The 21,478-nt window shown below is 31.7% G+C and carries 22 protein-coding genes; 20 read left to right on the plus strand and 2 right to left on the minus strand.

Translation table 11 applies throughout. The features are described 5' to 3' along the window. Positions 1–713: IS3 family transposase (locus Q0U66_RS01905; protein WP_297376912.1), on the plus strand; the 713-nt coding region annotated here is incomplete at its 5' end. A gap of 142 nt (positions 714–855) precedes the next feature. Here the strand turns inward: Q0U66_RS01905 and ychF are convergent. After that, a complete protein-coding gene (gene ychF / locus Q0U66_RS01910) occupies positions 856–1,956 on the minus strand; it encodes a redox-regulated ATPase YchF (protein ID WP_297376914.1) in 1,101 nt (366 codons plus the stop codon). A gap of 149 nt (positions 1,957–2,105) precedes the next feature. On the opposite strand from ychF, the gene Q0U66_RS01915 reads away from it, so the two are divergent. The 4 genes from Q0U66_RS01915 to Q0U66_RS01930 all read left to right on the plus strand — a co-directional run bounded on the left by Q0U66_RS01915 (position 2,106) and on the right by Q0U66_RS01930 (position 6,278). Then, on the plus strand, positions 2,106–2,471 hold the full coding sequence (locus Q0U66_RS01915) for a hypothetical protein (protein ID WP_297376916.1): 366 nt from the start codon (positions 2,106–2,108) through the stop codon (positions 2,469–2,471). A 291-nt stretch (positions 2,472–2,762) separates the two neighbouring features. Beyond that, on the plus strand, positions 2,763–4,097 hold the full coding sequence (gene mgtE, locus Q0U66_RS01920) for a magnesium transporter (RefSeq protein WP_297376918.1): 1,335 nt from the start codon (positions 2,763–2,765) through the stop codon (positions 4,095–4,097). 210 nt (positions 4,098–4,307) lie between these two features. Further along, positions 4,308–5,306: a type I glyceraldehyde-3-phosphate dehydrogenase gene (gap, locus tag Q0U66_RS01925; protein WP_297376920.1), complete on the plus strand. Its 999-nt coding sequence runs from the start codon at positions 4,308–4,310 to the stop codon at positions 5,304–5,306. Between the two features lie 132 nt (positions 5,307–5,438). Then, positions 5,439–6,278 (plus strand): DUF368 domain-containing protein, encoded by an 840-nt coding sequence (locus Q0U66_RS01930; protein ID WP_297376922.1) that lies wholly within the window; start codon positions 5,439–5,441, stop codon positions 6,276–6,278. Between the two features lie 46 nt (positions 6,279–6,324). Here the strand turns inward: Q0U66_RS01930 and Q0U66_RS01935 are convergent, their stop codons facing one another. After that, positions 6,325–7,071: a DeoR/GlpR family DNA-binding transcription regulator gene (locus tag Q0U66_RS01935; RefSeq protein WP_297376925.1), complete on the minus strand. Its 747-nt coding sequence runs from the start codon at positions 7,069–7,071 to the stop codon at positions 6,325–6,327. A 165-nt stretch (positions 7,072–7,236) separates the two neighbouring features. Between Q0U66_RS01935 and lacA the strand changes: the two genes are divergently transcribed. The 15 genes from lacA (at position 7,237) to Q0U66_RS02010 (ending at position 21,473) form a co-directional block, all read left to right on the plus strand. After that, complete coding sequence (gene lacA / locus Q0U66_RS01940) at positions 7,237–7,665, plus strand: galactose-6-phosphate isomerase subunit LacA (RefSeq protein ID WP_297376928.1); 429 nt, start codon at positions 7,237–7,239, stop codon at positions 7,663–7,665. Between the two features lie 10 nt (positions 7,666–7,675). After that, positions 7,676–8,185, plus strand: coding sequence for a galactose-6-phosphate isomerase subunit LacB (lacB, locus tag Q0U66_RS01945; protein WP_297376930.1), 510 nt, complete (start codon positions 7,676–7,678; stop codon positions 8,183–8,185). Positions 8,186–8,202: 17 nt separating this feature from the next. Then, a complete protein-coding gene (gene lacF / locus Q0U66_RS01950; protein WP_297376932.1) occupies positions 8,203–8,517 on the plus strand; it encodes a lactose-specific PTS transporter subunit IIA in 315 nt (104 codons plus the stop codon). Between the two features lie 15 nt (positions 8,518–8,532). After that, a complete protein-coding gene (locus Q0U66_RS01955) occupies positions 8,533–10,230 on the plus strand; it encodes a lactose-specific PTS transporter subunit EIIC (RefSeq protein ID WP_297376934.1) in 1,698 nt (565 codons plus the stop codon). Positions 10,231–10,240: 10 nt separating this feature from the next. Further along, positions 10,241–11,656, plus strand: coding sequence for a 6-phospho-beta-galactosidase (gene lacG / locus Q0U66_RS01960; protein WP_297376937.1), 1,416 nt, complete (start codon positions 10,241–10,243; stop codon positions 11,654–11,656). Positions 11,657–11,742: 86 nt separating this feature from the next. Further along, the gene (locus tag Q0U66_RS01965; RefSeq protein WP_297376939.1) at positions 11,743–12,405 is read left to right on the plus strand and encodes a hypothetical protein; all 663 of its coding nucleotides are present in this window, start codon (positions 11,743–11,745) and stop codon (positions 12,403–12,405) included. A 13-nt stretch (positions 12,406–12,418) separates the two neighbouring features. Beyond that, positions 12,419–14,329, plus strand: a complete 1,911-nt coding sequence (locus tag Q0U66_RS01970; RefSeq protein WP_297376940.1) for a BglG family transcription antiterminator — start codon at positions 12,419–12,421, stop codon at positions 14,327–14,329. A 139-nt stretch (positions 14,330–14,468) separates the two neighbouring features. Beyond that, positions 14,469–14,777, plus strand: coding sequence for a PTS lactose/cellobiose transporter subunit IIA (locus tag Q0U66_RS01975; protein WP_297376942.1), 309 nt, complete (start codon positions 14,469–14,471; stop codon positions 14,775–14,777). A 59-nt stretch (positions 14,778–14,836) separates the two neighbouring features. Then, positions 14,837–15,163, plus strand: coding sequence for a PTS cellobiose transporter subunit IIB (locus tag Q0U66_RS01980; RefSeq protein ID WP_297376944.1), 327 nt, complete (start codon positions 14,837–14,839; stop codon positions 15,161–15,163). Then, on the plus strand, positions 15,150–15,590 hold the full coding sequence (locus Q0U66_RS01985) for a hypothetical protein (RefSeq protein ID WP_297376947.1): 441 nt from the start codon (positions 15,150–15,152) through the stop codon (positions 15,588–15,590). Before Q0U66_RS01980 ends, Q0U66_RS01985 begins: the two co-directional genes overlap by 14 nt. A 9-nt stretch (positions 15,591–15,599) precedes the next feature. Continuing rightward, positions 15,600–16,934, plus strand: a complete 1,335-nt coding sequence (gene celB / locus Q0U66_RS01990; RefSeq protein ID WP_297376949.1) for a PTS cellobiose transporter subunit IIC — start codon at positions 15,600–15,602, stop codon at positions 16,932–16,934. 25 nt (positions 16,935–16,959) lie between these two features. Next, positions 16,960–18,396 (plus strand): 6-phospho-beta-glucosidase, encoded by a 1,437-nt coding sequence (locus Q0U66_RS01995; RefSeq protein WP_297376951.1) that lies wholly within the window; start codon positions 16,960–16,962, stop codon positions 18,394–18,396. A gap of 61 nt (positions 18,397–18,457) precedes the next feature. Then, positions 18,458–18,604: a hypothetical protein gene (locus tag Q0U66_RS02000; RefSeq protein WP_297376953.1), complete on the plus strand. Its 147-nt coding sequence runs from the start codon at positions 18,458–18,460 to the stop codon at positions 18,602–18,604. Between the two features lie 12 nt (positions 18,605–18,616). After that, on the plus strand, positions 18,617–19,951 hold the full coding sequence (gene celB / locus Q0U66_RS02005) for a PTS cellobiose transporter subunit IIC (protein WP_297376955.1): 1,335 nt from the start codon (positions 18,617–18,619) through the stop codon (positions 19,949–19,951). A gap of 133 nt (positions 19,952–20,084) precedes the next feature. Then, a complete protein-coding gene (locus Q0U66_RS02010) occupies positions 20,085–21,473 on the plus strand; it encodes a 6-phospho-beta-glucosidase (protein WP_297376957.1) in 1,389 nt (462 codons plus the stop codon). Positions 21,474–21,478 lie beyond the last annotated feature (5 nt).

Here is a 21,478-nt window from a genome sequence, read left to right on the forward strand (position 1 = left end):
ACTATGGCTACAGAAGAATAACAGCTATGTTAAAAAGATCAGGACTAATAATAAACAAAAAGAAGGTGCAAAGATTAGTTCAAAACCTAAAACTTCAAGTAAAAAGTTATTCAAGAAAATCTAGAAAATACTCATCCTACAAAGGACAGGTAGGAAAAATAGCTGACAACAAAATAAAAAGAAACTTTAATGTAGAAAAACCATACACACAAATAACAACGGATACAACAGAATTTAAGTATTTTGAAAAAGATAAAACAGGAAACTATCAAATAAAGAAACTTTATCTAAACCCATACTTAGATATGTACAACAGTGAAATACTAAGCTATGAAATATCAAAACGTCCTACAATAGAACCAATCTTAAAAGCCTTAGACAAAGTAATAAAGGTAACTAATGCAAGCAAAGAAAAACGAATATTTCACTCAGATCAAGGCTGGGCATACCAAGTGAAACAATACACATCAAAACTAGAATCTAACGGTATCACCCAATCTATGTCAAGAAAAGGAAACTGCCTAGATAACTCGCCAATGGAAAACTTCTTTGGAATATTAAAACAAGAGGTATACTACGGAAATAAATTCTATTCTTACGAACACTTAAAACAAACAATAGAAAATTTCATAAAATATTACAACGAGGAAAGAATAAAAGAAAAATTAGGATATTTATCACCAGTAGAATATAGAAAGAAAAATGCAGCATAAAAATTTCCTACCCCTAGGGATAGGATAGGACAAAGAAATACCAGAGCTAGTATAGTTCTAACTCTGGTATTAGGTACAACTTTATGGGGTCACCTTAATTAGAATAAATTCTGATTCTTACTACTTTTTTTATGCTCATTTTTTATACATTAAATCTAAAATTAACAATATCTCCATCTTGCATGATGTAGTCTTTACCTTCAAGTCTGATTTTTCCTGCTTCTTTTGCCTTTACCATGGAACCTTCATGTTTCATAAGTTCATCAAAGGAAACTATCTCTGCCCTGATAAATCCACGAGAGATATCTGTATGAATTTTACCAGCTGCGTCAACTGCCTTGGTTCCTTTTTTGATAGTCCAGGCTCTAGTTTCAATTTCTCCTGTTGTTATAAAACTCATTAGTCCCAATAGGTCATAAGAAGCTTCAATCAATTTATTTAATCCAGGTTCTTCAAGACCCATCAATGATAAGTATTCTTCTTTTTCTTCTTCATCTTCAATAATAGAAATTTCAGCTTCTATTTGTGCAGAAATCACAACAACTTTTGCATCTTCTGTAGCTGCAAATTCTCTTATTTTTTCTACCCATTTATTAGAAGCGCCATCATTTGCTGCATCTTCTTCTGAAACGTTAGCAACGTAAATGATAGGTTTTGAAGATAATAAATTATATGACTTTAATATTTTTTCTTCATCTTCAGACAAGTCTAGAACCCTAGCTGATTTGCCTTTTTCTAATACTTCTAAAACTTTATTTACCAAATCAAGTTCTAACTTTTTATCCTTGTCAGCCTTAGCTTGTTTTACAAGTCTTTGGCTAGCCTTTTCCATCAATTCCATATCTGAAAGAATAAGCTCTAAATTGATAGTTTCAACATCTCTTAATGGATCAACCCCTCCATCTACGTGAGTTATATTTGGATCTTCAAAACATCTTAAAACTTCAACTATAGCTTCTGATTCTCTAATATTTTGTAAAAATTTATTTCCTAAACCTTCACCCTTGCTTGCACCTCTTACCAATCCAGCTATATCATAAAACTCTATGTAGGCAGGTACAATTTTTGTAGAATTTGATAATTCAGACAATATATTTAATCTCTTATCTGGCACATCTACAACACCAACATTTGGTTCTATGGTAGTAAATGGATAATTAGCAGATTCTGCGCCAGCCTTGGTGATGGCGTTAAATAGGGTGGATTTACCAACATTTGGTAAACCAACAATACCTAGTTTCATCATTCCTCCTTAAAATCTAAAATATTAATAACATCTTGTATTATATCATTTTTTTAGGATTCTTATTTTAAATATATTTTTTATAAAAATTTCATATTTGTTTCATAATTCAAACCTATACTATAAATAGATCAGGAAAGGAGATCGATATGAAAAAAACATTAAGCGTAATTTTAGGCTTGCTTTTAGTATTAAGTCTAGTTGCATGTAACTCTACATCAGGAAAAGCTAAGGCTACTGATGAAAAGGGTAAAGAAACAGTACAAGAAACAAAGAAAGAAAATAAAAATAAGAAAGATGATGCTAAAAATATGAAAGAAGTATTGGAAGCAAAAGTTGAAGAAGTTCATGACGAATCAATTTTAGTTAAGGATAAAGAAGGTGTGCCTTACCTAGTTTTATCTAAAGTTAAAGATATCAAAAAAGGCGATACTGTTAAAATCACATATGATGGTGTGGTTGCAACAAGTGATCCAGGACAAATTACAAATGTATATTCAATTGAAAAGAAATAATATACTATCCTCCAAAACAAACCTATAATACAAAATAGTTCTGGAATGAGCAGCAAGATTTTACTTGCTGCTTTTGTTTTGCAATTATTTATGGGTTGTAGTATTCTAAAAGTTGTAAAGAAATTAAAAATAGGAGGAGAACATGGACTCGAGTGTCCCTAGTAAGCAGATAAAATTTAATATATCTTGTGTATTAAAAGTGTGCCACTTAGAGATAAGAGCCTATGTAAGACCTAACTATTGAGTCTACCTTTTATTGCAAGATAGTTTTTATATTTGAAGGAGGTAGAAATGTTAAATACAGATTACAAAGTTGAAAATCTAAAAGATTTACAAGAATATATAAATAAATTAAACCCTGTTGACTTGGCTGAAAGATTTGTCGAGCTAGATGATACAGAGCTAGTTATATGGATAAAGCTATTAAACAAAGGTTTATTGGCTGATACCTTTGCCGAGTTACCAAAAGACAACAAGATCAAAATGATTGAATTATTATCAGATGAAAGAATTAGAGACCTGATAATTAAATTGGACGAAGATGAACTTGTAGATACCTTGCAAGAACTACCAGCCAATATGGTTAGAAAAATGATGACCTATTTAGTAGCTGACGAAAGAAGAGACAAAATCAATGAACTTTTAGGATATCCTGAAGATAGCGTTGGTTCCATCATGTCGGTTAACTTCTTATCTATCATGGAAAATGAAAAACCAAGAGATGCCTTAGACAAGATAAGGACTTCTGATTTAGATGCTAGCCGTTTGGAGTTAATTTGGATCACAGATAGTTCTCTAGTTTTAAAAGGTTATGCTTATTTAGCTGATATAGTTAGAAAAGAAGAAGGTACAATACAAGAATGTACTTATCCAATCACAGTTAGCGTTTATGCAAAAGATGACCAAGAATTAGTTGCTAAACTAGCCTACAAATATGATTTGGCAGAAATACCAGTTACCGATTCTGAAGGAAGGCTAATAGGTATAGTTCCTGCAGAATGGGCAATTGATGTTTTACACGAAGAGCATGAAGAAGACTTGGCAAATATGCACGGTATCCAAGACTCTAGCGATGAAGATGATACCTACCTAAATAAGTCAAGTTTCCAAATTGCTAAAGATAGAACTATGTGGTTAGTTATATGTCTAGTTACAGCAAGTATAACAGGATTTATCATTCATAGGTATGAAGCTATACTTGCCGCTCATGTTATCTTAACAGCATATATACCTATGCTTATGGACTCCGGTGGGAATGCTGGTAGTCAATCATCAACAACAGTTATTAGATCCTTATATGCTGGAGAAGTAAACTATAAAGAAATTTTAAAAGTAATGTTTAAAGAATTAAAAATTGGTTTCATTACTGGTTTAGCACTTCTAGCGGTAAATATGATAAGGATGCTTGTAATTGATGATCCAGGTTTGATGGTAAACTTGACAGTATCTCTAACATTATTATTAACAGTTATGCTTTCTAAAGTTGTTGGTGGTATGTTACCATTGGTTGCTGATAAGCTAAAAATAGACCCAACAATTATGGCGGGGCCATTGATAACGACAATAGTTGATACAGTTGCTCTACTTATTTACTTTGAAGTAGCAAGTGTTTTATTAGGATTATAAATATTTAACAGACTGGACTTACCTAAGATTTAGAACTTATCTGAATTAGCTAGGAGGTCCAGTTTTTTATGAAAAATTAAATTTATTTTCATATCTTGAAAATGGCTAAAATTAATGTTATAATTGTATCAAGCTCGAATGGGCAACTATTAGACAAAGTCTAGTAGTTATCATAATAAATCGTGTTAACTAATAAGGAGGAAATTTATTATGTCAATTAAAGTAGCTATTAACGGTTTTGGACGTATTGGACGTTTAGCACTAAGAAGAATCTTAGAATCAGATACAAACTTAGAAGTTGTTGCAGTTAACGACTTAACAAACAACGACGACTTAGCATATCTATTAAAATATGATACAGCTCAAGGTAGATTCCCATATACTGTAGAAGTTAAAAATGACGACTTAGTAGTAGATGGTAAAGCTATCAAATCATATGAAGAAAAAGATGCTTCAAAATTACCATGGGGTGAATTAGGAATCGATATTGTTTTAGAATGTACAGGTTTCTACAACAGTAAAGAAAAAGCACAAGCTCATATCGATGCAGGTGCAAAGAGAGTATTAATCTCAGCTCCAGCAAAAGATAAAGAAACAAAGACAGTAGTATTTGGTGTAAACCACGATATCGTAAACTCAGATGATGTTATCATTTCAGCAGCTTCATGTACAACAAACTGCTTAGCACCAATGGTAAACGTATTACACAAAGAATTTGGTTTAGATAGAGCTTTAATGTCAACAATCCACGCTTACACAGCTACACAAGGTACACAAGATGCACCAGGTGGAAGAAAATCAAGAGCAGCAGCTCAAAACATTATTCCAGCATCAACAGGTGCAGCTAAAGCAGTAGGTAAGGTAATACCTGAAGTTAACGGTAGAATCGACGGTACAGCATTAAGAGTACCAGTAATCACAGGTTCTGTTGTTGAATTATACTCAGTATTAAACAAAGAAGTTACAGTTGAAGAAGTAAATGCAGCTATGAAGAAATATGAATCAGATGCATTTGCATACAACACAGATGAAATTGTATCATCAGATATCATAGGACAACCAACTGGTTCAATCTTTGACGAAACACAAACAAACATCATGGTTGGTGAAGAAGGTGAACAAATCGTTAAGACTGTTTCATGGTATGATAACGAATATGGTTTCACAGGAAACATGATTAGATTATTAAACCACTTCGCAAGCTTATAAGATTAAGAATTTTAAGACAGAGGATTTTATCCTCTGTTTTTTCTTTTTAAATACTTTATTTTCTCCAAGTATTTAAATAAAATCTTAAATGTAGTAGTATAAATAGGTTAGTATTTAGATCATGGAGGAGAAATGGATATAGATAAAAAGATTAAAAATAGAAATATATTATTTGATATCTTAAAAGGTATATTTGTTGGCTCAGGTTTTATAGTACCAGGAGTTTCCGGTGGTGCTATCGCTGCTATATTTGGTATTTATAAACCGATTATAAATTGGCTAGCAAATATTACAAAAGATTTTTGGAAAAATGTTAAATATTTTATACCCTTTGCCATTGGTGGACTTTTAGGACTAGTTATTTTTTCTTATATAGTTAAGGTTGCCCTTGGAAGATATGAAACAATCATGATGTGGTCCTTTGTAGGTACCATATTAGGAATGTTACCTTCCTTATGGAGGGAAGCAGGCCAAGAAGGTAGAGATAACACCGATTATATGATAATGGTAGGAGCATTCTTACTTGTGCTTGCGATTTTATTATTTGCTTCAAAATATATTAAGGCAAATGTAGAACCTTCATTTATTTCTTGGTTTGTATGTGGAGCCTTGATTGCTTTAGGTATCTTAGTTCCTGGACTTAGTCCATCAAACTTTATCCTTTATATGGGAATGTATAAAGAAATGGCAGAGGCTTTTTCTAAATTAGAAATGTCTGCTGTTATACCAATAGGTTTGGGTGGACTTGTAACCATATTTTCTTTAGCAAAAGTAATAGAATATATATTTAGAAAAAACTATTCTAAATTCTACCACTTTATATTTGGAGTCGTTATGGCTTCTACAGTCATGATTGTACCTACAAATTATGGTGGATTTACTGGCATGGACTATGTATGGTGCCTAGTAGGATTTATAGCTGGTGCAGGACTTGGATATTGGATGTCAGGCTTGGAAGAGAAGTATAAATAGAAGAAAACTGGTACAAGAATTTATCTTGTATCAGTTTTTTTTTGTTTTACAAAATATTATTATATGAATTAATTATATGTTTATTGCCGTTTTCTTTATTGGTTATAATGTAATCCAATTCATCAGCTGAAGCAAAACTTATGAAATCAGATTTACCAAATTTGGAAGAATCAGCTAGTAAATATTTTTTTGCGGAATTTTTAAGGGCAATTCTTTGTGTGCTAGCCTCACTAATAGTGGAAGTCATTACATCATTTTCGCTAATGGCGTTACAAGAAAAAAACATTCTATGAAACTTCATATTATATAGGGAGTCATTGGTGATATCCCCATTAAATGATTGGGTGATAGTTCTTATTTTTCCACCAAGTAAATATATGTCCATATCCATGTTACTTAGGGTTATGAAAACTGGTAAACTATTTGTAACAATTGTTAAAGATTTGTTTGAAATTAATTTTGCCAACATTTCAATAGTTGTCCCTGGTCCTAAAAATATAATTTCACTGTCTAAGCTATTTATTATAGAGGAAGCTAGTTTCGCAATTTCTTCTTTTTTATCTAAATTTATTACACTTTTATCTGTATGTGACATCTCAAAAATAGGTTTGACAGCAAGAGATCTTGCCCCTCCATGTGTTCTAATCGCTTTACCTTTTTTTTCTAGTTCATTCAAATCACGTCTTATTGTCATGTCAGAGACTTTTAACTTCTTTTGTAATTCATCTACTTTGACGAATCCTACTTTTTCTAGTGCGTATTCTATATATTCTAATCTTCTATCTTTTTCCATAATTTATCCTTGTTTGATTATATGTTTGTTGTTTATATATTATTACTTTTAAATATTAAAATCAACACAAAACGAACAAAAAACTGGTTATTTAAGTTAAGAATACGCTTTCCAATGTTTATTTTATGTTAATATCATAGTAATAAAAAATAAGAGGAGGTTATTGTGAGAATAATTTTAGGATCTGATAAAGATGGTTTTGAATTAAAAGAATATATAAAGGAATATTTGATAAATAATGGATATGAAGTTGAAGATGTATCTGTGAATGCTAGTGAAAGTTTTGTAGAGTCTACAAAAGCTGTATCTAAGATTATCTTAGAAGATGATAGCACTAGAGGAATCCTATTTGATGGAAAAGGCTCAGGTTCGTTTATAACAGCATGCAAAATTAAAGGTATTGTTGCAGCTCAAGTTTCTGAAGAAAGATCTGCCTATATGACTAGAGAACATAATAATGCAAAAATCATAACTATGGGTCAAGACATTGTAGGAAAAGAGTTAGCAAAAAATATTGTAAAAAACTTTTTAGAGGCTGATTATGATGGTGGAAGACACCAAGTAAGAGTAGACATGTTAAATGCCATGTGCTAAAGGAGGAATGATGAAAATAGCAATAGGATGTGACCATATAGTTACAGATATTAAAAATAAAGTAGCAAAGTTTTTAGAAGATGAAGGATATGAAGTTTTAGATAAGGGTACTTACGATAATGAAAGAACTCATTATCCAATCTATGGGAAAAGAGTTGGAGATTCCGTAGCTTCCGGAGAAGCGGACTTAGGAATAGTCATATGTGGTACAGGAGTAGGAATTACTAATTCGGTAAATAAAATCCCTGGAGTAAGATCAGCTTTAGTAAGAGATATAACTACTGCGGTACATTCTAAAGAAGAATTAAATTGTAACGTAATAGGCTTCGGTGGAACTATAGCTGGACAATTCTTAATCCAAGACGCTTCTAAAGCTTTTATAGAAGCTGAATATAAGGAAACAGAAGAAAATAAAAAATTAATCGAAGAAATTGATAAGTTAAATAAAGATGCAAAAAATAATAAAGATATATTTGATGAATATATTGAAAAGTGGAATCAAGGTGTCTATAAAGACTAAATAGGAAGGATGGTATCATGGATAGAAAAGAAATGGCAATGTTGGGTTTTGAAATAGTTGCTTATGCTGGAGATGCTAGATCAAAGTTGATGGAGGCTTTAAAATTAGCAAAATCTGGAAATTACGACGAGGCTGAAGATTTAATTGCTCAAGCTAATGAATATATACTAAAAGCGCATAATGCACAAACAGAATTATTAGTAAAAGAAGCATCTGAAGAAGATATAGAATTTAGTATAACTATGGTTCATGGGCAAGACCATTTGATGACAACAATATTATTAAAAGATTTAATGCAACATCTTTTAGAAATGTATAGAAGAACTGAATAATATGGAGGGTATTTTATGAATAAGTTAATTAATAGGATAGAAAAACTAAAACCTCTATTTGAAAAAATATCAAGAAATATTTATTTAAGAGCCATAAGAGATGGATTTATTGCAGGAATGCCTGTAATCTTATTCTCATCAATATTTATATTGATAGCTTATGCACCTAATGCTTTTAAGTTTTATTGGCCTGAAGAAATAGAAGCTCTCTTAATGAAACCATATAATTATACTATGGGGATTTTAGCTCTATTAGTTGCAGGAACTACAGCTAAGTCATTAACGGATTCTATGAATAGGACTTTAAAAGCTGAAAACCAAATAAATCCAATTTCCACTATGCTAGCATCTATATCAGGATTAATGTTGTTAGCTGCTGACCCTATAGAAAATGGATTTTCAAGTGGAATGTTGGGGACAAAAGGACTTTTAAGTGCATTTATAGCAGCATTCTTAATAGTAAATATTTATAAAATATTTATTAAAAACAATATAACAATAACTATGCCTAAGGAAGTTCCACCAAATATATCACAAGTATTTAAGGATATATTTGCTTTTTCAGCATCGATTATAGCTGTTTATGCCTTAGACTTACTTGCTAGAAATCTGGGACAAGTAAATTTTGCCCAATCTGTATTAAACTTATTTGCTCCAATATTTACAGCGGCTGATGGATGGGTTGGAATTACACTTATATTTGGTGCTTATGCCTTCTTCTGGTTTGTGGGTATACATGGGCCTTCAATTGTTGAACCGGCAATAGCTGCTGTTATGTATGCAAATCTAGATACAAACCTAGAGTTATTTAAGTTAGGTCAACATGCAGACAAGTTAATCACACCTGGTACACAAATGTTTATAGTTACATTTGGAGGTACGGGAGCTACCTTTGTTGTTCCATTTATGTTTATGTGGTTAGCTAAGTCAAAAAGAAATAAGGCTATAGGTAAGGCTTCCGTAGTACCAACATTCTTCGGAGTTAATGAACCTATACTATTTGGGGGACCAATAGTGTTGAACCCAACTTTCTTTATACCATTTATACTAGCACCTATAGTTAACGTATGGATTTTCAAGTTTTTTGTTGACGTACTAAAGATGAACTCATTTTCTTTAGCCTTACCATGGACTACACCAGGACCATTAGGAATTATATTAGGTACTAACTTCGCAGTCTTATCATTTTTACTTGCTGCAATAATAATCATTGTTGATGCTATAATTTATTATCCATTCATAAAGATTTACGATAAACAAATCCTAGAACAGGAATCAAATGGTGATGACAGCCAAGCTGATGAATTGGACAGAAAAGTAAAAGAAAACTTTGATACAAGCAAGTCGGATATGATAATAGCTGATAATTTAGGAAATGACAATAAAAAGGTCCTAGATAAAGAGACTAATGTTTTAGTTATATGTGCTGGTGGTGGTACTAGTGGTTTATTAGCTAATGCATTAAATAAGGCAGCTGAAGAATATAATGAAACAGTTAGAGCAGATGCTGGGTCATATGGTGCCCATTATGATATTATGAAAAACTATGATTTAATAATATTAGCCCCACAAGTTGCATCAAATTATGAAGATATAAAAGTTGATGCAGAAAAATTAGGTGTTAAAGTTGTTAAAACTGAAGGTGCGCAATATATAGGGTTGACAAGAGATGGTTTAGGATCATTGAATTTCATTAAAGATCAATTATCATAAAGGAGGGATTTTGAAAAAATTACCTAAAGATTTTATTTATGGAGGAGCTACAGCTGCTTACCAAGCTGAAGGTGCAACCAAAGCAGATGGTAAGGGTAGAGTCGCCTGGGATACCTATTTAGAAGAAAATTACTGGTATACTGCAGAACCGGCAAGTGATTTTTATAACAGATATCCGGTAGACTTAAAATTAGCAGAAGAATTTGGTGTAAATGGAATAAGAATTTCAATAGCCTGGTCTAGAATATTTCCTGAAGGCTTTGGTCAAGTAAATCCTAAGGGGGTTGAATATTACCATAAACTTTTTGCGGAATGTTTAAAAAGAGGTGTAGAGCCTTTTGTAACCCTGCATCATTTTGATACACCAGAAGTTCTACATTCGAATGGTGACTTTTTAAATAGAGAAAATATTGAACATTTTGTAAATTATGCTAAGTTTTGCTTTGAAGAATTTTCAGAAGTAAACTACTGGACAACCTTCAATGAAATAGGTCCTATCGGTGATGGTCAATATTTAGTTGGGAAATTCCCTCCAGGTATTCAATATGATTTGCTTAAAGTTTTCCAATCCCACCACAATATGTTGGTAGCTCATGCTAAAGCTATAAATGCTTTTAGGCAAGCAAAGCATAAGGGGGAAATAGGTATAGTCCATGCCTTACCAACAAAATATCCTTTAGACCCAAACAATCCTGCTGACGTAAGAGCGGCTGAACTAGAAGATATCATTCATAATAAATTTATCTTAGATGCTACTTACTTAGGTAGATATTCTGAAGAAACTATGCAAGGTCTTCAAGATATTTTGAAAGATGATTTAGAAAAACTAGATTTACGAGATGAAGATTTTGTAGAGTTAGATAGAGCAAAAGATGAAAATGACTTTCTTGGAATTAATTATTATATGAGTGATTGGATGAGAGAGTACAAGGGTGATGTAACTGAAATTACTCATAACTCAAAAGGTGACAAAGGAAAGTCAGTCTACAAGATTAAGGGTGTAGGTGAAAGAGAATTTGATGTAGATGTACCTAGAACCGACTGGGATTGGATGATCTATCCTAAAGGACTATATGATCAAATTATGAGGGTCATTAAAGACTACCCAAACTATAAAAAGATCTATATTACAGAAAATGGTTTAGGCTACAAAGACAAATTCGAAGATAATACAGTATATGATGATGAAAGAATTGATTATATAAAACAACACCTATTAACTATAGCTGACGCTATAGATGATGGTGCCAATGTTAAAGGTTACTTCCTCTGGTCTCTAATGGATGTGTTTTCTTGGTCAAATGGATATGAGAAAAGATATGGTCTATTTTATGTTGATTTTGAAACACAAGAAAGATATCCAAAGAAGAGTGCTTATTGGTATAAGAAACTAAGTGATAGTGAAGGAGCTATTCTTTTTGAATAAATAAAAGAAGCTGATACAAGAATTTACCTTGTATCAGTTTTTTGTTTTATAGTATACTTATATTAATGATTAATTTGAGGTGATGTATGAAAGTAAATCAGATAAAGACCAAAAATGAACAAAATATCAAGTATATTATTATTTCTGTATTAGCTTTAGTGCTGTTAGCTCTCGGTGCTGCTATGCAAGTAAAATCTGCAGTAGGATTAAGTCCATGGGATGCTTTGACAGCAACTATTTCTGAATTGACCGGCTTAAAATTTGGTACAGCTTCCATGGTTTCCAACTTTTTAATGATTGCCTTACAATTATTAATATTAAGAAGACATTTTAAGTTAAGTTACTGGACCCAAGTTCCAATAGTACTTGGCTTTGGCTATGTAGTAAATTTCTTCCTATATGAAGTATTACAATTTGATTTAAACCAGTATTGGTTTAGGCTAATCTTCTTTGTTGTAGGTAATAACTTGGCGGCTTTGGCAAACTCATTTTTAGTAACTATAGATACCATAATAATGCCACCAGAAGGATTTTCATCAGCTGTTTCTAAGGTAAGTAATTTTGAATTTACAAAAGTGAGATTTTCATTAGATCTTGCTTCTGTAGCCTTTTGTTTGTTGTCTACCTTGCTGATGTCAACAACATTACAAATAAGAGAAGGTACAATAATGGGCATAATTATATATAATTTGTCATTGAGATTATATATAAAATTGTTAGGACCTAGACTAAAGAAAATAAAAGAATAATTAGGGAGGATATATGATTCAAAGACAAAAAAATATACTTCTTGATTTAAGACATTGTGAGATGACCATATATGAAATTAGTTCAAAGCAAGATGTTACTGAAAGAACTATTAGAAATGATTTAAAGGCTCTAAATAAAACTCTTGAAAAATACGATTCAGAGATTATAAAGGATGAATCTGGGAAATATAAGTTAAAAATAAGTGATAATAATAAATTCGATGATTTTGAACAAAAAGAGTTACTGAATTTTGAATTTGATTATTCAGAGCCTGATAATAGGGCTACATACATAGCCTTAAGATTGTTGTTTGCGGATGAATATATTAAATTAGAAGAGTTAATGGATGAAATGTATGTCTCTAGATCTTCTATTCAAAACGATATGAAGGAAGTTAGAAAAATCTTATATGATAATGATTTAGATATAGAAACTAAACCTAACTATGGTATTAAAATTGTAGGTAGTGAAAAAAATATAAGAAATACAATATCTTCATATATCAATGATATAAATAGTAATTCATATTTAGATTTAAACACTGAAATTGACTTTATGTTTGATAAGAAAGATATAAAATCTATAAATGATATAATCATTAAAAATATTAATTCATCGGATATTAAGCTTTCAGATATTGCCCTAAATAACTTGGTAGTCCATATAGCTATCGCTATAAAAAGGATAAAGATTAATAAGTATTTCAAGAGAAAAATAGAATCTGATATATCAAACACTTATGAATTCTCAATTGCTAATAAAATAGTAAAGGGAATAGAAGATGAGTTTGATATAGAGTTTCCAATAGATGAAGTATACTATATTACCATGCACCTAATGGGAACCAAACTTATATTAAAAGAAGATAGTAGTAATCTAACTAACCAAGACCAGGAAGTTATACAGTTAGCTAAAGACATAATTGACCAGGTTGACTCTAAGATACAATATAATATAAAAAATGATAATGAATTATTGTCTTCAATCATACTTCATCTAAAACCTGCTATTTATAGACATAAAAACAATATGAATATCAGGAATCCTTTATTGTCATCTATAAAGTTAAACTATCCATTTGCCTATGAAGCATCAATTATAGCTTCGGATGTTGTAGAAAGAAGGTTAGGAATAAAATTTGGAGAAGATGAGTTAGGCTACTTAGCAATCCATCTAGGAGCTGCAATAGAAAGAGCGAAAATAAATAAAGGGCCAATAAAAACTCTTTTAGTATGTACTACAGGAGTTGGTAGTTCCAAGCTCTTAAAATACAAGTTAGAAAATAAATTTTTAAACCTTTTAGATATTTTTTCTACTACAGAATTATATAACGCTCAAAAAGTTATTGAAGAAGAAAAAGTTGACCTGATTATAAGCACCGTTCCTTTTACTAATGAAGCAAACATACCTAGCATATATATAAATGATATACTAGGAAATTCAAATTTTGATGAAATCCAAGACTTTATTGATAAATATAATAATAGCTCTAAATTTAAATTTTTAGAGATAGAAGATATCTATATTGATAAAGATTTTGAAACAAAAGAACAAGCAATTAAATTTTTAACTGACCAAGCAGTCGAAAGAGGTAAGGCTCCAGAAAATATATATGATAGTGTAATGGAGAGAGAAAATATAGCAACTACAAGTTTTGGTAATTATGTTGCTATCCCACATCCGATAGATTTAATTACAGATGAAACTTTTATATCCATTGCTACCCTGAAAGAAGGAATAGAATGGGCAGATAAAACTGTTAAACTAGTTATATTACTATGCGTTACTAAAGATAACAATGAAACCTTTGAAGATATGTATAAAATATTACTAGACATAATTGATAGTGAAGAAAAAGTAAAGCAAATAATAAAAGCTAATAGTAGGAAAACAATTTATAATATTATAAACAATGGAAGATAGCCTTTTTACTAGCTATCTTCTTTTTTTATATTCATAGATAGACGTTTTCACAAGTTTTGGAAAAAAATTGCGTTAATAAATTTTGAAATTGATACTATAATAAATTTATAACAAATAATAACAAATAAAGGAGGCGTACATGGCTAATAATATGGAAGAGATCATTATGGGATTAATAGTTCACTCCGGAAATGCTAGATCAACTTCTATGGAGGCAATCGCTGAAGCTAAAAAAGGAAACTTTGAAAAAGCTGATCAGCTAATTGAACAAGCTAACAATGAATTTTTAGAAGCACATGCTGTCCAAACAGGTATGATTCAAAAAGAAATAAATGGAGAAAAAACTCCCTTATCATTATTGATGGTTCACGCACAAGACCATTTAATGAATGCGTTGACAGTTAAAGACCTAGCTGAAGAATTTATAGACTTATATAAAAATAAATAACAAGCGCAAAATAAAAAATAGGAAAAATAAAATAAAAATATAAAGAAAGGATTATAAAAATGAAAAACGCAATTATAATGTGTGCTGCAGGTATGTCAAGCTCACTAATGGCAAAGAAAACAACACAATACTTAAAGGAGAAAGGATATGATATACAGGTTGATGCAACCATAGCAGCAACTGGTCAAAAATTGATACAAGATCAAAAATACGACCTATACCTAATCAGTCCACAAGCTAAAATGTATTTTGAAAAATTAAAGGTAATAGCTGACAAGGCAGACAGACCAATTACAATTATTCCAATGCAAGCATATGCACCAATTCCTATGGGAATAGAAAAATTAGCAAATATTATCTTAGAATACAACGATGAAGAAAAGTAAACAACAAAAAGAGTTTGAAAAACAAAGATACGAATTAGGATTAAAGTACGCTAAATCAACCTTCATAAGGTATATGACAGCAGTATTTTTTGTTATAGCAATTTACTGGTTTTATCTATCTTTAACTGTAAGTAGACTAGTTACCTTGATACCAACATTTTATTTGATCTTATATGTAATATGTTCGGTAGACCAATACAGGACCTTACACGTTAAAGATGAAGGATTTAAAAAGACAGAAAATGTTATGAAGCTAACTTTAATAACTAATATTATCTTGATTATTATAAGCCTTTTTGATTTTAGGTTAATATTTGGATATTTTGCTAATGCAATAATTCCTATATCAGTTTTATCAATAGGTATTTTAATCAAATACTTAATTATAAGAAAAATAAATAAATTAAAAAACTATAAAAAACTATAAGGAGGACATATGTTTAGTTTTTTAGAAAAATACTTAATGGGGCCAATGGCGAAAATTTCCCAATTAAGATTGGTTAGGGCAATCACAGCAGCAGGTATGGCATCCATACCATTTACAATCGTAGGATCATTGTTCTTGGTTCTAAATATTTTACCTTTAACAATCCCACCATTACAAGGTGTTTGGGATGCAAGTTTTAACAAGGTAACCAATATTTATATGTTAGCTAATAAGGCATCTATGGGAATCATAGGACTTTATTTCTTACTTGTAATAGCTTATGAATATACAAAGATAATATCTGAAGAAGAAGAAATTGATAACATGAGACCAATCAATGGTATGTTATTATCATTATTCGCATTTTTCATGTTTATTCCACAATTTGCTAAACAAGCAGGTTTTGAATTATTACACAACCCAGAAACAGGCGTTATAAATGGTTGGGCAGTTGGAGGAGATGGTCTTTCAAGACTAGGTGCAACTGGTATATTTACTGCAATTATCACATCATGGTTAATAGTAAATATTTATAAATTCTGTATCAAGAGAAACTTAACAATAAAAATGCCGGATGATGTTCCAGATGGAGTTGCAAACTCATTCTCAGCTTTAATCCCAGCATTTTTAATAGCTTTAGTAGTATTTTTAATCCAAGGTGTATTAGTATACTTTGACACAGACTTATTCGAAATTGTTTCAATACCATTTGGTTTCGTAACAAATATAGCAGGTACACTACCAGGGGTATTGGTAATTCACTTCCTAATCCATGCTTTATGGATCGTAGGTATCCACGGTGCTACAATCATATCTTCATTAGTATCACCAATAGTATTACAAAATATGCAAGCTAACGCACAAGGTGCAAATATTCCGTTTGCTGGGGAATTCTACAATTCATTCTCATATCCAGGTGGATCAGGCGCTACAATCGGTTTAGTAGTTATGTGTATTATATTAGCAAAATCAGAACAATTAAAGGCTATAGGTAAGGCTGCTATAGTTCCTGGTATCTTTAACATCAACGAACCAGTAATCTTTGGTATGCCAGTAGTTTATAACCCAATTCTATCTATTCCATTTATCCTAGCTCCAATGGCTGGTGCAACAATAGGTTACTTAGGAATAGCATCAGGATTTGTAAGACCAATCATTGCACAACAACCATGGCCAACACCATTAGGAATAGGTGCCTTTATAGCAACCGGTGGTGACTGGAAGGCTGTAGTTGTAGCATTAGCATCCGTTGCAACAGCTACTTTAATTTACTATCCATTCTTCAAAGCTTATGACAAGAAGTTATTAAAAGAACAAGAAGAAGTAGCTGCAGAAAATAACTAATAAAATCGTAAAACAAGGAGAAAAAATGAGTTTCAGAAAAGATTTTCTATGGGGAGGAGCAACTGCTGCTAACCAATTAGAAGGAGCATACAATGTTGATGGAAGAGGCCTAGCCAATGTAGACCTCTCACCAGTAGGTGAATCAAGAGAAGCCGTTATCGGTGGAAAGAGAAAAATGCTTGAATTTGAAGAAGGCGAATTTTATCCTGCAAAAGAATCCATTGATTTTTATCATAGATACAAAGAAGATATAGCTTTATTTGCCGAAATGGGATTTAAAGTTTATAGGTTTTCAATAGCTTGGACAAGAATATTTCCAAAAGGTGATGAACTAGAACCAAATGAAAAAGGCTTAGAATTTTATGACAAGGTAATTGATGAATGTCTAAAACACGGGATTGAACCTTTAATAACAATTACACACTTTGACTTCCCAGTCCACCTAATTAAAGAATATGGGGGATGGAGAAATAGAAAAATAATAGAATTCTACGAAAGACTAGTAACTGTACTATTCAATAGATACAAAGGAAAAGTTAAATACTGGCTAACATTTAATGAAATAAATGTAATTTTAGCTCATCCATTTATGGGATCAGGTTTAGTATTTGAAGAAGGTGAAGATATTGAAAAAACTCAATACCTAGCTATCCACCATGAATTAGTAGCATCAGCAAAGGCTACAAAGATACTAAGAGAAATCGACCCTGAAGCTAAGATCGGTTGTATGTTAGCTGCTGGATCATTCTACCCAATGAGTCCAAGACCAGAGGATGTATTTGCGGCAATGCAAGCAAATAGAATGAGCTATTTCTTTGTAGATGTACAGTCAAGAGGATATTACCCATCATACAAATTAAAAGAGTTAGAAAGAAAGGGTATCTTACCTGACATAACAGAAGAAGATAAAAAAGTTCTTAGAGAAAATACAGTAGACTTCGTATCATTCTCATATTATTCATCTAGAGCAATAGAAGTGAATACAGATGATAAAAAAGTTGCTGACAAAACAGACTCTAACTTATTTGCTTCAGCTAAAAATCCATATTTAGACCATACTGAATGGGGATGGCCAATTGATCCACTAGGATTTAGAATTACACTTAATGAAATTTATGACAGATATCAAAAACCATTATTTGTAGTAGAAAATGGACTTGGTGCCGTTGATGAACCTGATGAAAATGGATATGTTGAAGATGACTATAGAATCAATTATCTAAGAGACCACATCAAAAACATGAAAGATGCAGTCGAAATAGATGGTGTTGATTTATTAGGTTATACAACATGGGGTCCAATTGACTTAGTTTCTGCTGGTACTGGAGAAATGAAGAAGAGATATGGATTTATCTATGTTGATAGAGATAATTATGGAAATGGAACTCTAAAAAGAACTAAGAAAAAATCATTTGATTGGTATAAGAAAGTTATAGCTTCAAATGGTGAAGATTTAGACTAATAAAAATTTAATAAGGGTAAGGTTTATATAACTTTATCCTTATGGAAAAACAGGAATTATGATGAAAAAGAATGATCCTATAGTAGCCTCTATAATCTTAAATATAGGATTAACTAAGTTCTTAAAATTACTATCTATTAAAAACGAAAAGAATATTGTAGAAAATATATGTATTGATTGCAATAGTGTAAGTAGTAATCAAATATAATAGGAGGATTTAATGTTTGAGTTTTTAGAAAAGTATATAATGGGCCCGTTGACAAAACTCTCACAACTAAGATTAGTTAGAGCCATCACAAAAGCTGGTATGGCTTCTATACCATTTACAATAGTAGGTTCAATGTTCTTGGTATTAAATATTTTACCTTTAACTATACCTGCACTCCAAGGCTTTTGGGACCAAACATTTTTCAAGGTTTCTAGTGTTTATATGTTAGCTAACAAGGCTTCAATGGGTATCTTAGCTCTTTATTTCTTACTTGTTACCTCATATGAATATACAAAATCTTTCGGAGACGAAGATGGTATAGATGTAAACCCTATATCAGGTATGTTACTTTCATTGTTTGCATTTATAATGTTCATTCCTCAATTTGAAAAGGGAGCAGGTTTTAACTTACTTCATGATGTTGAAAATGGCATTATAAATGGTTGGGGAATAGGTGGTGATGGTGTATCAAGATTTGCAGCATCAGGTATATTCCCAGCAATCATAGTATCATGGATGGTAGTAAATGTTTATAAGATGTGTATAGTAAAGAAATTAGTTGTTAAAATGCCTGAAGAAGTTCCAGAAGGTGTAGCTAACTCTTTCACAGCTTTAATACCAGCTTTCATAATAGCTTTGATAGTATTTGTACTTCAAGGTTTGATGGTAAGCTTTAACACAGACTTATTCTCATTCGTTGCAATACCATTTGGTTTTGTAACTAAGTTAACTAATTCCTTATTAGGTATGGTAGTGATTTACTTCATAATGCATGCTTTATGGGTTGTTGGTATACATGGTCCTGTAGTTTTAGGAGCATTTTTACAACCGATACTAGTTCATAACCTAGCATTAAACCAAGCAGGAGCAAAAATACCTCTAGCACTTGACTTTAAAAATGCTTACGTATCAGTAGGTGGGTCAGGATTTACCCTAGGCCTAGTAATAATGTGTATTTTCCTTGCTAAATCTGAACAATTAAAGGCTATAGGTAAGGCATCTATAGTACCAGGTTTATTTAATATAAACGAACCAGTAATATTTGGTATGCCAGTTGTTTACAACCCAATTTTAGCTATACCATTTGTATTAGTTCCTATAGTAACAGGTGTAGTTGCATACTTAGCTATTACTACTGGTTTAGTAGGACCAAACATAGCTCAACAACCATGGCCAACACCAATATTCCTATCAGGGATAATAGGTACAGGTGGTGACTGGAGAGCCCTAGTATTGCAGGTAGTTAACCTAACTATAAGTGTAGTAATCTGGTATCCATTCTTCAAGATGTATGACAAGAAATTAGTAGAAGAACAAAAACAACACGAAAAAGAGTTAAATAATTAAAAATGATATATTTTGGAAATACAAATAGGAGGTGATTAATTAGATTATTTATTAAGAACAGACCAAATATAAATGGTTAGGATATTAACTTATAGTAAGAATGTAAAAGAATAAATAAACTAAGGAGTAAAAAATGTCAAAGAAATTAAAAATTGTTACAATTGGTGGTGGTTCATCATATACACCAGAGTTAATTGAAGGTTATATTTTAAGAAAAGATCAATTAAATATTGGAAAAATTGTTTTAGTAGATATTCCAGAAGGTGAAGAAAAACTTAACATAGTTGGTGAAATGGCTAAAAGAATGATTAAAGCTGCTGGTCTAGATTGGGAAGTAGAATTAACACTAGACAGATTCAATGCTTTAAAAGATGCCGACTTTGTAACAACACAATTTAGAGTAGGATTATTAGATGCGAGAGTAAAAGACGAAAGAATACCTCTATCACACGGTGTATTAGGACAAGAAACTAATGGTGCTGGTGGTATGTTCAAAGCCTTCAGAACTATACCTGTAATAGGAGAAATTATTGAAGACATGAGAGAACAATGTCCAGATGCATGGTTAATCGACTTTACAAACCCAGCAGGTATTGTAACTGAAGCTGCTATTAAACACTTTGGTTGGGAAAGAACTATAGGTCTATGTAACGTACCAATAGGACACGTTACAAAAGCAGCTGAAGTTTTAGGTGTAAAACCTGAAGATCTTCACTTCAGATTTGCCGGTATCAACCACTTCCACTGGCATAGAATCTGGGACAAAGAAGGTAATGAAGTAACTGAAAAAGTTATAGAACTACTATATGGTGAGGATGTAAACCAAGAAGCTGAAGTTGCAAATATTCATGATGCAGTATACAATGTGGAACAATTAAGAGACTTAAAGATGTTACCATGTTCATACCACAGATACTACTATATAGAAGATGAAATGTTAGAAAACAATATAGAAGACTTCAAAAATGGTAAAACTAGAGCTCAAGTTGTAAAACAAACAGAAAAAGAACTATTTGAACTTTACAAAGATCCAGCTTTAGATTACAAACCAGAACAATTAACACAAAGAGGTGGTACTCACTATTCAGATGCTGCATGTGAAATCATTGCATCAATCGTGAATGACAAGGGTACACAAATGGTTGTTTCAACAAGAAACAATGGTACAATTGAAGACCTTCCATACGATTGTGTGGTTGAAGTTTCAGCTAGAATCGATTCAAGAGGGGCAAATCCAGAAAACTGGGGTAAACTAATGCCTGCAGCAAGAGGTATGCTACAAATCATGAAAGCTATGGAAGAAACAGTTATCAGAGCGGCTATTGATGGTGATTACAATGCAGCCTTACATGCATTTACAATTAACCCACTAGTACCTGGTGGAAGGATGGCTAAGAGACTTCTAAACGAAATGCTATATGCTCACAAGAAACACTTACCACAATTTGCTGATAAGATTGCAGAAATCGAAAAAGACGAAGAAATCACATCTTATGTTGATGAATTGATGAAGAGCAACTAATAACA

The organism is uncultured Helcococcus sp., assembly GCF_946998255.1.
Classification (GTDB): domain Bacteria; phylum Bacillota; class Clostridia; order Tissierellales; family Peptoniphilaceae; genus Helcococcus.